Annotated in this window: 12 protein-coding genes; 9 read left to right on the top strand and 3 right to left on the bottom strand. The window is 73.5% G+C overall.

Features of this window, described 5'->3' with window-relative positions:
• The first annotated feature begins 198 nt into the window (after positions 1–198).
• Positions 199–756: a YbjN domain-containing protein gene (locus ACIOGZ_RS10340; RefSeq protein WP_363627875.1), complete on the top strand. Its 558-nt coding sequence runs from the start codon at positions 199–201 to the stop codon at positions 754–756.
• Between the two features lie 119 nt (positions 757–875).
• Positions 876–2,036 (top strand): pyridoxal phosphate-dependent aminotransferase, encoded by a 1,161-nt coding sequence (locus ACIOGZ_RS10335; RefSeq protein WP_400985547.1) that lies wholly within the window; start codon positions 876–878, stop codon positions 2,034–2,036.
• On the opposite strand, the gene ACIOGZ_RS10330 is transcribed toward ACIOGZ_RS10335, so the two are convergent.
• Positions 2,016–2,630, bottom strand: coding sequence for a TetR/AcrR family transcriptional regulator (locus tag ACIOGZ_RS10330; protein WP_400985546.1), 615 nt, complete (start codon positions 2,628–2,630; stop codon positions 2,016–2,018). The two genes, ACIOGZ_RS10335 and ACIOGZ_RS10330, sit on opposite strands and share 21 nt — an antisense overlap.
• Positions 2,631–2,722: 92 nt before the next feature.
• Between ACIOGZ_RS10330 and ACIOGZ_RS10325 the strand changes: the two genes are divergently transcribed.
• The 5 genes from ACIOGZ_RS10325 to pyrE all read left to right on the top strand — a co-directional run bounded on the left by ACIOGZ_RS10325 (position 2,723) and on the right by pyrE (position 8,616).
• On the top strand, positions 2,723–4,138 hold the full coding sequence (locus ACIOGZ_RS10325; RefSeq protein WP_400985545.1) for an amidase: 1,416 nt from the start codon (positions 2,723–2,725) through the stop codon (positions 4,136–4,138).
• A gap of 491 nt (positions 4,139–4,629) precedes the next feature.
• A complete protein-coding gene (locus ACIOGZ_RS10320; protein ID WP_363579821.1) occupies positions 4,630–5,160 on the top strand; it encodes a DUF2617 family protein in 531 nt (176 codons plus the stop codon).
• A gap of 139 nt (positions 5,161–5,299) precedes the next feature.
• Positions 5,300–6,937, top strand: a complete 1,638-nt coding sequence (locus tag ACIOGZ_RS10315) for a polyamine aminopropyltransferase (RefSeq protein WP_363627879.1) — start codon at positions 5,300–5,302, stop codon at positions 6,935–6,937.
• Between the two features lie 92 nt (positions 6,938–7,029).
• The gene (locus ACIOGZ_RS10310; protein ID WP_400985544.1) at positions 7,030–8,049 is read left to right on the top strand and encodes an SRPBCC family protein; all 1,020 of its coding nucleotides are present in this window, start codon (positions 7,030–7,032) and stop codon (positions 8,047–8,049) included.
• 30 nt (positions 8,050–8,079) lie between these two features.
• Positions 8,080–8,616 carry an orotate phosphoribosyltransferase gene (gene pyrE / locus ACIOGZ_RS10305; protein ID WP_280673778.1) on the top strand — a complete coding sequence of 179 codons (537 nt, stop codon included), beginning with the start codon at positions 8,080–8,082 and terminating at the stop codon, positions 8,614–8,616.
• A gap of 100 nt (positions 8,617–8,716) precedes the next feature.
• On the opposite strand, the gene ACIOGZ_RS10300 is transcribed toward pyrE, so the two are convergent.
• A complete protein-coding gene (locus ACIOGZ_RS10300; RefSeq protein WP_363627881.1) occupies positions 8,717–9,436 on the bottom strand; it encodes a VTT domain-containing protein in 720 nt (239 codons plus the stop codon).
• Between the two features lie 342 nt (positions 9,437–9,778).
• Between ACIOGZ_RS10300 and fbaA the strand changes: the two genes are divergently transcribed.
• On the top strand, positions 9,779–10,801 hold the full coding sequence (gene fbaA / locus ACIOGZ_RS10295; RefSeq protein ID WP_063348525.1) for a class II fructose-bisphosphate aldolase: 1,023 nt from the start codon (positions 9,779–9,781) through the stop codon (positions 10,799–10,801).
• Positions 10,802–10,912: 111 nt separating this feature from the next.
• On the opposite strand, the gene ACIOGZ_RS10290 is transcribed toward fbaA, so the two are convergent.
• Positions 10,913–11,332 carry a DUF3151 domain-containing protein gene (locus ACIOGZ_RS10290; RefSeq protein ID WP_350876615.1) on the bottom strand — a complete coding sequence of 140 codons (420 nt, stop codon included), beginning with the start codon at positions 11,330–11,332 and terminating at the stop codon, positions 10,913–10,915.
• 122 nt (positions 11,333–11,454) lie between these two features.
• Between ACIOGZ_RS10290 and ACIOGZ_RS10285 the strand changes: the two genes are divergently transcribed.
• Positions 11,455–12,342: a DUF3152 domain-containing protein gene (locus ACIOGZ_RS10285; RefSeq protein WP_363627882.1), complete on the top strand. Its 888-nt coding sequence runs from the start codon at positions 11,455–11,457 to the stop codon at positions 12,340–12,342.
• The last annotated feature ends 4 nt before the right edge of the window (positions 12,343–12,346 follow it).

Below are 12,346 nucleotides of genomic sequence, written 5' to 3'. Positions count from 1 at the left end.
GAGCCCCGGCAGCGACGGCCCTCCAACCGGACACGCTCCGTCACCATCACCGCTCGCGGCGGGCGTCGGAGCGCCCCGGACGAAGATCGACGCGTGGCCGGGTGCCCCTGTGAGGCAGGCCCCGGATGAGGCAGGATGGGAAGTGGAAAGGGCGGCCTCTCATTGCCGGCCACCACGTGCACTGAGGAAGAGGACCCCATGAGCATCGACCCGTCGTCCATCCCGTCGTTCGGCGCACCCCAGGGCGGCGGCCAGCCCGGCGACCAGGGGCGGCCGGCCGGCCCGCCGCCGATCATCGTCCCGGACCAGGGCCTGGTGGCCCAGCTGCTGGACCAGATGCAGCTCAAGCACGTCGTGGACGAGGAGGGCGACCTCACCGCTCCCTGGGAGGGCTTCCGCGTCTACTACATGTTCCGCGGCGAGCAGAAGGAGCTCTTCGCGGTGCGCGCCTTCTACGACCGCGCGTACCCGCTGGAGAAGAAGGGCGAGATCCTCGACCTCATCGACGAGTGGAACCGCGAGACCCTCTGGCCCAAGGTCTACACCCACACCCACGAGGACGGCGTGGTCCGCCTGATCGGCGAGGCCCAGATGATCGTCGGCACCGGCGTCAACCTGGACTACTTCGTCACCACCACCGCCAACTGGACCCAGGCCGCCGTCGGCTTCGAGCAGTGGATCGTCGAGCGCCTCGGCCTGCAGAACGAGATCGAGGGCGAGGACGGCGAGACCCCCGAGGGCACCAACGAGGCGTGACCCTGCCCGCCCCGCGAGCGCACGGCCCGACCACTTGGCCCCAGGTGGTCGGGCCGTCCTTGTCCCCGGCCCCCGGCTGACCCAGGATGGGGCCGACGACGACGCGTGAGGAGCCACCGATGGGCAACAGGCCGCTGCTGAACCGCCGACTGGCCGGCATGGGGACGACCATCTTCGCCGAGATGTCCGCCCTGGCCACGGCCACCGGCTCGATCAACCTCGGCCAGGGCTTCCCCGACACCGACGGCCCGGCCTCGGTGGCCCGGGCCGCTGCCGACGCCGTGCTGAACGGGCGCGGCAACCAGTACCCGCCCGGCCCCGGCATCCCCGAGCTGCGGCAGGCCATCGCCGAGCACCAGCAGCGCTTCCACGGACTCGGCTACGACCCGGACACCGAGGTGCTGGTCACCGCCGGCGCCACCGAGGCCATCGCCGCCACCCTGCTCGCCCTGCTGGAGCCGGGTGACGAGGTGATCGCCCTCGAACCCTTCTACGACTCCTACGCCGCCTGCATCGCGATGGCCGGCGCCACCCGCCGCCCGCTCACCCTGCGCGCCCCGGACTTCCGCCCCGACCTGGACGAACTGCGCGCCCTGATCACCCCGCGCACCCGCCTGCTGCTGATCAACACCCCGCACAACCCGACCGGCACCGTGCTCACCGCCGACGAGCTGGCCGCCATCGCCGCCCTCGCCGTCGAGCACGACCTGCTGGTCGTCACCGACGAGGTCTACGAGCACCTCGTCTTCGGCGCCACCCACCACCCGATCGCCGCCCTGCCCGGCATGCGCGAGCGCACCGTCTCCATCTCCTCCGCCGGCAAGACCTTCTCCTTCACCGGCTGGAAGGTCGGCTGGGTCACCGCGAACCCGGCCCTGGTCACGGCCGTCCGCACGGCCAAGCAGTACCTCACCTACGTCAGCGCCGGCCCCTTCCAGTACGCCGTCGCCGAGGCGCTGCGGCTGCCCGACAGCTACTTCGACGGCTTCCGCGCCGACCTGCTCCGCAAGCGCGACCTGCTGGTCGACGGGCTCACCGCGGCCGGCTTCCGGGTGTTCACCCCCGAGGGCACGTACTTCATCACCACCGACATCACCCCGCTCGGCGAGAAGGACGGCATCGAGTTCTGCCGCGCCCTGCCGGAGCGCTGCGGCGTCGTCGCCATCCCGAACGCCGTCTTCTACGACAACACCGAGGCCGGCCGCAGCCTGGTCCGCTTCACCTTCTGCAAGCAGGACTCCGTGCTGGAGGAAGCGGTGTCACGGCTCCAGCGCCGCTGAGCCGTCGCCCGGCCGCCGCCCGAGGCCGGACAGGTGGGCGTTCAGGATCGCCCGGGCCTCGGGTGCGGTGAGGCGGCCGACGAGGACGTGCGTGGTGAGCCCGTCGGCAAGGGCCAGCAGCGTCTTCGCCTCCCGGGCGGCGTCCGGCCCGGCCGCCGGCGACGCCTCGGCGATCAGCCGGGCGAACAGGCCCTCCAGGGCCGCGTAGTCGGCGTTCAGCGGGCCCGCCAGCCGCTCGTCGACGGCGGCCTGCGCGACGAAGGCCAGCCAGACCCGCGCCTGGGAGCGCTGTCCGTCGCCGAGCAGCGCCGCCTCGGCGGCCGCGTGTGCCAGGAGGGCGGCGGGCGAGGGCGCCGGGTCGTCGGCGGGGTACGCCCGGACCCGGGCGGTGATCCGCTCACCGACGTAGCCGAGGGCGAAGCGGAGCATCTCGTCCTTGGTGCGGAAGCAGCGCTGGACGGCGCCGGTCGACACCTGCGCGCGGTCGGCCACGTCGCGCAGGGTCACCCCTTCCAGGCCTCGTTCGTCGGCGAGCCGGCAGACGGCCTCGGCGATCCGCCGACGCCGGCCGTCGTGGTCCACCTGTCTGGGCACGGGCTCCGCCTCCGGTTTATTCGATGCACTCGTATCGGCTCCCAGGCTACGGTACCGATACGAGCGCATCGGAACGAGGAGGGGAGTACGTCATGCAGGACGCCCTGTGGCGACTGACGGCCACCGCGCAGGCGGCGGCGGTACGCGGCAAAGAGGTCTCGGCCGTCGAACTGCTCGACAGCCACCTGGAGCGGATCAGCGCGGTGAACCCGCAGGTGAACGCCGTCACCCAGGTCCTGGCGGAGCGCGCCCGGGTGCAGGCCCGGGAACTCGACCGGCGCCTGGCCGCGGGCGAGGACCCCGGCCCGCTGGCGGGCGTGCCGTTCACCGTGAAGGAGACCACCGCCATCGAGGGCGTGGCCACCACCTTCGGGGTGCCGCGCTTCCGCGACCTGGTGGCGCGGGCCGACGCTCCCCCGGTCGCCCGGCTGCGCGCGGCCGGGGCCGTGCCGATCGGGCACAGCAACATGCCCACCATGATCCTGGCCGGGATGCACACCCGCAGCGAGCTCTACGGCGACACCGCCAACCCGTGGGACCGCAGCCGCACCCCGGGCGGGAGCAGCGGCGGCGACGGCGCGGCCGTCGCGACCGGCCTGGCCGCGCTCGGGCTCGGCAACGACTCCGGCGCGTCCGTCCGCGTCCCGGCCGCGTTCTGCGGGGTCGCCGGGCTGAACCCGTCCAACGGCCGGTTCCCCGCCGACCACCGCGCGTTCGGGCCGCAGGACCCGGGGCCGGCCTCCCAGTGGCTGGTCTCCGACGGCCCGCTCGCCCGGAGCGTCGCCGACCTCCGGCTGGCCTACGATGTGCTGGCCGGCCCCGATCCGCGCGACCCGCGCGCCCTGCCCGTGCCGCGCTACGGCGAGCCGCTGCCCGGGCCGGTGAAGGTCGCGGTGGTGGCCGATCCGGGCGGCCACGGCGTCCACCCGACGGTCCGGGCCGCGGTCGAACGCGCGGCGGCGGCGCTGCGGGACGCCGGGTACGACGTGCGCGAGGTGGCGGACGTCCCGCGGCTCGACGAGGCCCTGGAGGTGTGCGACCGGATCACCATGACCGAGTTCGCACCCAAGTGGCCCGCCGTACGCCCCCTGCTCGGCCCGGGCGGCGACCGCTACATCGAGCTGACGATGGCCCGGACCCCGCCCGCGACCGCCGCCGAGCTCATGGAGCTGATGGGGAGCTGGCTGGGCATCCGCCGCTCCTGGGCCGAATTCCTGGACGAGTACCCGCTGCTGCTCGGACCGGTGTTCACCGAACCGCCGGTCGAACCGGGCATCGAGTCCCGGAACGCGGCCGGGTGGGAGCTGGTCCGCACGGCGATGCGGCTGTGCAAGGTGACCAGCTTCGCGGGGCTGCCCGCGGTGGCGGTGCCCACCGGCCTGGCCGACGGGCTGCCGACCGGGGTGCAGCTCGTCGGGCGGGCGTTCCGGGAGGACCTCTGCCTGGAGGCGGCCCAGGCGGTCGAGGACCGGCTCGGGGTGCTCGCGCCGATCGACCCCCGGCCGTGAGGGGAGCAATGATGGCCCGGCGAGTGGGCCCAGTTCTTCTCAACTCGCCTGACAGTCATGGTTGGTTGACGTCTGGTTGACGATTGAATGATGTCTGTGAGGCAATTCCTTCGGCCTCGACGGAATGCTCCGACCGCCCTGCCCGCCCGGTGCGTGCAGGGCGGCGGCGCACGAGGCGTGCACCCGGCGCACTACCAGCGTGCACGGCGCACGACCCGGTCGTAGGGGCGCGCGCTGTGCAGAGTCGCACACCGGGTCGATCAGAGCCGGGAAGCAGGTGTGCTCGAAACGGTGAATGCTTGACAAAGTTGGGTAAATCACCGGCGGACCCGGCGTATTCATGCTTCTCTGCTGCTGAATCTCCAGCCGGAATCCCTCCTTCCACGGTCGGCCGCGCCCAGGGCCGCACAGCCACGAACAGCCTCGCCATCGCCTAGGCCTACTCGGTGCTGCTCGGCGGGCGCGCACGGAGCTGAAACGCGGAGCCGAGCATGCTCACCACACTGCAGACCTCCTACACGGACACCCGCGCCGGTGACCTGGCCTGGTGCCTGGGCGGCGACCCGCTGCCCGCTCTCGCGGTCCGCGACCTGAGACTCGACGGAGGCGGCCACCCCACCGCGTCCGGCACCCTCCAGCTGCGACTGCTCGGCGCTTCGCACCAGGTGGTGATCGCCGCCGGCCCCGGCGAGTGCCTGGAGACCGTCGCCTGCCTGCCCGGCCGCCGCACCCCGCTGCCGGCCCGGGTGGCCAAGCAGGTCGGCGGCTGGGAGTACGAGTTCGCGGCCCGGATCGAGGCGCTGCCCCCGCACGACTTCGCGGCCCGCGCGCAGGAACTGCTGGCCCTGGTCGAGGGCCACCCGCGCGGCCTGGCCGGGGTGTTCCCGGGCGACCCGAGCGCCTTCACCGCGCTGGTCACCCAGGGCGGCGCCGACCGGCTGCTCTGGCGGACCTGGCACGCCTACCCGCAGGAGGGCCGGCTGGTCTGCACCCGCTCCTCGCTGGTGGTGTCCGGGGCATGACCGCCAGCCGTCCGAGCAGGGTCGCCGATCCCGCCATGGCCTATGAATCGTACGCAGGAACGATTCGTCAATCCGGCGTCCCACACTGTCCGTCGAATGGGCGCAGCTATCCGTCCCGAACGTCCCCTAGCGTTTGTTCGTGATCAACCATCCGGCCGGTCCACCCGCCCGCTCGCGAGTGGACCTCGACGACGGCGCCCCACCTCGGCCCGGGCGGAGCCTCGCCCCCCTGCCCGCCCGCCGTCGGTCCCGGCTGCGCTCCCACCCCCGGCTGGCCCGCCTCACCGTCCTGCTGGCCGCGTTCGTCTGCGCGGCCTGCGGACTCGTCTACGAACTCGAACTCGTGGCGCTCGGCGACTACCTGCTCGGGGACTCGGTCACCCAAACCTCCGTCGTGCTCTCCGTCATGGTGTTCGCGATGGGCCTCGGCTCGCTCCTCGCCAAACGCCTCACCCGGCAGCCCGCCACCGCCTTCGCCCTGGTCGAATGCGCCCTCGCGCTCACCGGCGGCCTCTCCGTCCTCGCGCTCTACTCCTGCTGGGCCTGGATCGGCCGCTACCAGGCCGCCATGGTCGGCCTCACCTGCCTCATCGGCATCCTCATCGGCGCCGAGATCCCGCTCCTGATGACCCTCATCCAGCGGATCCGGCGCGAGGACGCCGGCCGCGCCGCCGCCGACCTCTTCGCCGCCGACTACGTGGGCGCGCTGATCGGCGGCCTCGCCTTCCCCTTCCTCATCCTCCCCGGCCTCGGGCCCGGCGACGGCGCCCTCGTCACCGGCGCCGTCAACGCCGTCGCCGGAGCCGCCGTCGTGCTCTGGCTCTTCCGCGAGGAACCCGCCCCCCGGATACGGCTCCTGCTCTGGGGCGGCTGCGCGCTCGTCCTCGCCCTGCTCGCCGCGGCCGCCGCCGGCTCCGGTGCCATCGAACGCGCCGCCCGGCACGCCCTCTACGGTGCGCAGGTCCGCTTCGCCGCCCGCAGCCGCTCCCAGGAGATCGTGCTCACCGGCCCCACCGAAGGCCCGCTCCGGCTCTACCTGAACGGCCGCCTCACCGTCTGCGGACCGGACGAGTACCGCGGCAACGAGGCCCTGGTCCACCCGGCGATGGCCGCCGGCCCGGACGCCCGCGTCCTGCTCCTCGGCGGCGGCGACGGCCTCGCCCTGCGCGAGGTGCTCCGGCACCGCGGCGTCCGCTCCGTCCGGCTCGTCGACGCCGACCCCGCGCTCCCCCGGCTCGCCCGCACCGACCCCGGGCTCGCCGCCCTCACCGACCACTCCCTCGACGACCCCCGCGTCCACGCCACCGCCGCCGACCCGATGGCCTGGCTGCGCGGCGCCGCCACGGCCGACGGACCATACGACGTGGTGCTCGCCGACCTGCCCGCGCCCGCCGACGGCGGACCGGTCACCTTCCACTCCCAGGAGTTCTACGGCCTCGCCACCCGGCTGCTCTCCCCCGGCGGCCGCGTCGCCGTCCGGGCCGGCGGCGACCCGGACGGCCTCTGGCCGATCGAGTCCGGCCTGCGGACGGCGGGACTGCAGACCGTCCCGTACTCCGTCCAGGGCAGCGCCACCGCGAGCTGCCGCCCCGACCCGCCGGGCGCCGCCCAGACCTTCCTCCTCGCGGCCGCCGCCCGGCCCCCGCTCACCCTCGCCCCCGACGCCCCACCGCCCCGCGCCCTCACCCCCGACGGCCTCCGCGGCTCCGCCACCCGCCTCGCCGCCCTCCGCCCCGCCCACCCCCCGGCCGCCCTCACCCTGCTCGGCCCCCGCTGAGCCGGGGGCGCGGGGCTGGACACCGGTGGTCCGGGGAAGTCGGGTGGCGGTGGGTGGGGACCGGGCGGGGTTGGGTCGGTAGGCTCCCTGACATGGAGCATGAGGTTGTCGTCCCGATGCCCGCCGAGTTGGTGCGGCAGGCCTTGCAGGATCCGGCTCTGCTGGCCCGTAGCGTGCCGGGGCTGAGCACCGAGCCGGCCGCGGTCGGCGGTGGGCCGGCGGAGGAGATCGGCGGCCGGCTGAAGCTGCGGATCGGCGGCTCCACCATCACGTACAGGGGCGTGCTGTCCCTGATCGAGGGGCGCGAGGGCGTGCTGACCGTGTTCGCCGAGGGCCAGGAGGCCCGTGGCAGCGGCGAGGCGACCGCCACCGTCCGGGTCAGCGTCGCGGACGGCGCCGAGGACGGTACCGCGGTGGTCCGCTTCACCGGCGACCTGAGCGCCACCGGCCGGCTCACCGAGTTCGACGAGGAGACCCTCGACGCCGCCGGCCGCCGTCTGCTGGACCGGTTCGCCACCGCGCTCGCCTCCCCGGACGCCGAGCCGGAGAGCGAGAGCGACGGCGACGGCGACGGCGACGGCGACGGCGACGGCGAGAGCGACACGGAGACCGGTGGCGAGGCCGGGGCCGAGGGCGGGACCGAGACCGACGCCGGCGTGGTGTTCATCGAGGAGCACCAGGACCAGCCCGGCGACGACCTCGACGACGACCTGTCCGACCTGATCGCCTTCTCCGACGCCGACGCCGAGCGCTTCGGCCTGCCCACCGGCGGCGGCGACGGGGACGGGCCCGAGGAGGGCGTCGCCGAGGAGCTCCCCGCCGAGCCGCTCTTCGAGTACGAGGAGGGGCCGGCGGGCGGCGGCCCGGTGCGCCGCAGCATCGTCGGCCGGTCGGCCGAGGAGGTGGACCACGCGCCGCCGCGCGGGCGGTACGCCCCGGCGCTGCCGGCCCGTAGTGCCCGGGCCCGGGCGGCGTCCCGCTGGGGCGGCGAGGCCGGCGGGATCGTGGTGCCGGGTTCGGGCGGCCGCAGCGCGGTGCCGTGGGTGATCGGCGGCGGGGTCGCGCTGCTGGGTGGCGCCGTGGTGCTGGTCAGGGCCTTGCGTCGGCGCTGACCGGCGGGAGAGGGCCTAGACTGGACGCTCATGAGCAACGACCGCGACGCCCTGCTGGCACAGATCAAGGACAAGGCCGTCGTACACGGCAAGGTCACCCTTTCCTCCGGCAAGGAGGCCGACTACTACGTCGACCTGCGCCGGATCACGCTGGACGGCCAGGCCGCCCCGCTGGTCGGCCGGGTGATGCTGGACGCGACCTCGCACCTGGAGTACGACGCCGTCGGCGGTCTGACCCTGGGCGCCGACCCGGTGGCCGCCGCGATGCTGCACGCCGCCGCCGCGCGCGGGCGTGAGCTGGACGCCTTCGTGGTCCGCAAGGCGGGCAAGGCGCACGGCCTCCAGCGCCGGATCGAGGGCCCGGAGGTCAAGGGCCGCCGGGTGCTGGCGGTCGAGGACACCTCCACCACCGGTGGCTCGGTGCTGACCGCCGTCGAGGCGCTGCGCGAGGCGGGTGCCGAGGTGGTCGGCGTCGCGGTGATCGTGGAGCGCGGCGGCGCGGCCGCGGTCGAGGCGCAGGGCCTGCCGTACGTGACCGCCTACACCCTGGACGACCTGGGCCTCTGAGCCCGGCCGGACCTGACAGCACGAGGGGCCGGGTCCTGTTTCACGTGAAACGTGAGACGGGACCCGGCCCCTTCGCGTGTCGTGCGCGAAGCCCCGGTGCTCAGCCGCGCCGGTGGCGGCCGCCGCTCTGCACGGCGTCGGCCTCGGCGTTCTCCACGGCGCCGCCGGCCTTCCGCTTCTTGCGCTCGCGCAGGACCTCGATCAGGATCGGCGAGATCGAGAGCAGGACGATCAGCAGCACCGCCGGGATCAGGTACTTGTCGATCACCGGGGCGAGCGCGTCGCCGAAGAAGTAGCCGATCAGCAGCATGGACTCGGTCCAGAGCACGCCGCCGATGACGTTCCACAGGAAGAACGTCCGGGCGGGCATCTCCAGGGTGCCCGCGACCGGGTTGAGGAAGGTCCGGACGATCGGCATGAAGCGGGCCAGCACCACGGCCTTGCCGGGCCCGAACTTGTTGAAGTACTCCTCCGCCTTCATCACGTACTCGCGGCGGAAGATCTTCGACTCGGGCTTGTCGAACATCTTCGGCCCGACCTTGACCCCGATCAGGTGCCCGAGCTGGGCCCCCGCGACCGCGGCCACCGGGGCGCCGACGAGCAGGACGGCGATCGGCAGCTTGGCGCCGTCGCCGAGCACCGACGAGGCGGCGTTCGACGCCGCGACGCCGGCGATGATCAGCAGTGAGTCACCCGGGAAGAAGAAGCCGACCAGCAGGCCGGTCTCCGCGAAGATGATCGCGATCAGCCCGATGGCGCCGAGGGACGAGATCAGTGATTTGGCGTCGAGCAGGTTGACGGCCAGCTGGTTGTAGTCCACGGCCGCAGGATAGCGGGCCGTCCTGTACGGAGGCTTCGCCCGGCAGGTGTATCCGGTGTCCGCCGAACGTCGCAGGAGCGGGCCGTCCGCGTCGGCGGCGGCGACGGTCCGACTGGCGGGCTCCTGCTGACCTGCGGGCACGAGTCTGGGAGGATGGCACGGGCGTCCGGTCCGCAGCGGCACACCACCCTCATTGCCGTACCGCGGAGGTCGCTCGAACCTTGGTGCCGGAGAGCCACACCGCAGCGCCGCGCGTCGGCGGCCGGCACGGAGTCGTACCGAAGGCGTACACAGCGTCGGACAGCACCGTCCGTACGCCGCAACCCGACAGGAGCGGATCGCATGCCCATCGCAACTCCCGAGGTCTACAACGAGATGCTGGACCGGGCCAAGGCGGGCAAGTTCGCCTACCCGGCCATCAACGTCACCTCGTCGCAGACCCTGCACGCCGCACTGCGTGGTTTCGCCGAGGCCGAGAGCGACGGCATCATCCAGATCTCGACCGGTGGCGCGGAGTTCCTGGGCGGCCAGCACAACAAGGACATGGTGACCGGCGCCGTGGCGCTGGCCGAGTTCGCGCACATCGTCGCCGCCAAGTACGACATCACCGTCGCGCTGCACACCGACCACTGCCCGAAGGACAAGCTGGACGGCTACGTCCGCCCGCTGCTGGCGGTCTCCGCCGAGCGCGTGGCCAAGGGCCAGAACCCGCTGTTCCAGTCGCACATGTGGGACGGCTCGGCCGAGACCCTCGCCGACAACCTGGCGATCGCCCAGGAGCTGCTGGCCCAGGCCGCCGCCGCCAAGATCATCCTTGAGGTCGAGATCACCCCGACCGGCGGCGAGGAGGACGGCGTCACCCACGAGATCAACGACGAGCTGTACACCACCGTCAACGACGCCGTGCGCACCGCCGAGGCGCTGGGCCTGGGCGAGAAGGGCCGCTACCTGCTGGCCGCCTCGTTCGGCAACGTGCACGGCGTCTACAAGCCGGGCAACGTCGTGCTGAAGCCGGAGCTGCTGCGCGAGCTGCAGGACGCGATCGGCAAGCAGTACGGCAAGACCGACCCGTTCGACTTCGTCTTCCACGGCGGTTCCGGCTCGACCGCGGCGGAGATCGCCACCGCGCTGGAGAACGGCGTCGTGAAGATGAACCTGGACACCGACACCCAGTACGCCTTCACCCGCCCGGTCGTGGACCACATGTTCCGCAACTACGACGGTGTGCTGAAGGTCGACGGCGAGGTCGGCAAGAAGAACACCTACGACCCGCGCACCTGGGGCAAGCTCGCCGAGGCGGGCATGGCCGCCCGTGTGCTGGAGGCCGCCCAGCAGCTGCGCTCGGCCGGCAACCGTCTGAAGTGAGCCCGGCGGCCGGGCTGAGCCCGGCCACGGCGTGAACGCGGGTGCGCCCCCGGTGGACTTCACCGGGGGCGCATCCGTGTGTGGGTCTGCTGCCTCAGCAGCCGTGCGGGTCTACTGCTTCAGCTCCGCGTACGCCTCCGCGCTGCTGTCCTTCAGGAACTGCCAGCAGCGGGCCTCCTCCTCGGTCTCCTTGATCGCGCCGGCCGCCCGTGCGAGCCCGGCCAGGCAGCGCAGGAAGCCGCGGTTGCCGCGGTGCTCCCACGGCACGGGGCCGTGGCCCTTCCAGCCGTTGCGGCGCAGCGCGTCCAGGCCGCGGTGGTAGCCGGTGCGGGCGTAGGCGTAGGACTCGACGTAGCGGCCGGCCGCGTAGGCGTCGTCGGCGAGCATCGCCCAGGCGAGGCAGAAGGTCGGGAAGTCGGCGGCCACCTGGGTGGGTGAGGCCGATTCCTCCGCCAGCATGCGGTAGGGCTGCTCGTCCTCCGGGAGAAGGGTCGGATCGGGGCCGTCGAGAAGATTCCGGTGAATCGCCATGCAGGCAGTCTGCCATCCGGGACGCCAGGGTCAACCGCCGTCCCGGGATCGGCGGCGGCCGCCGGGCGCCTGCATACCCGGTATGTGGACATTCACCCGTTCGCCATGTCAGGGTGTCGATCATGCCCGCAGCCAGATCCGCCGCCAGGAGCGGCAGTGCCCGCGGCCGCCGACGCCGACGGCCGCCGCGCCGGCTCGGGCCCGGCATGCTCGCGGCGCTGGTCACGGCGGTGGCGGTGCTGGGCGGTACGGCGGTCGTGCTGACCCGCTCCTCCGACGCGCCCGACGGCGGGCCGACCGCCCAGGCGCGGATCGCCCCGCCGACCGATCAGGCTCCCTCGCCCGCCGGCCCGACGCCGACCCCGACGCCGACCGACACCCCGAGCGAGCCCCCCGCCCCGTCCTCGACACCCACCCCCACCACGCCCACCACGCCCGACCCCGGCCCGGCCAAGGGCGCGGGCACCTTCAGCATCGCCGCCGCCACCGCCCAGCCGGTCGGACGCGGCACCGTGCGCCGCTACCGGGTGGAGGTCGAGGACGGCATAGGCATCGACGCCGGCGCCGCCGCCGCCCAGATCCACGGCTTCCTCGGCGACAGGCGCGGCTGGACCAACGACCGCAGGAACGGCTTCCAGCTGGTCGCCGGCGGCGGGTACGACTTCACCGTGAAGATCGCCTCGCCGGCCACCGTGGACCGGATCTGCGGCGCCTCCGGCCTGGACACCCACGGCGAGGTGAACTGCAACGTCGGCAACCAGGTGCTCGTCAACTCCAAGCGCTGGAACACCGGTTCACCGCAGTTCAGCGGCCCGCTCGACGAGTACCGGGCGCTGATCATCAACCACGAGGTCGGCCACCGGATAGGCCACGGGCACGAGACCTGCCCCGGCCCGGGCAAGCCGGCGCCCGCGATGATGCAGCAGATCTACGGACTCAAGGGCTGCGAGCCCAACGCCTGGCCGTACTCGGAGAACGGCACCTACCTCAGCGGGCCGTCGGTGCCGTAGGACG

This window comes from Kitasatospora sp. NPDC088160, assembly GCF_044741445.1.
Lineage (GTDB): Bacteria > Actinomycetota > Actinomycetes > Streptomycetales > Streptomycetaceae > Kitasatospora.
This window is presented reverse-complemented; position numbering and strand designations above follow the sequence as displayed.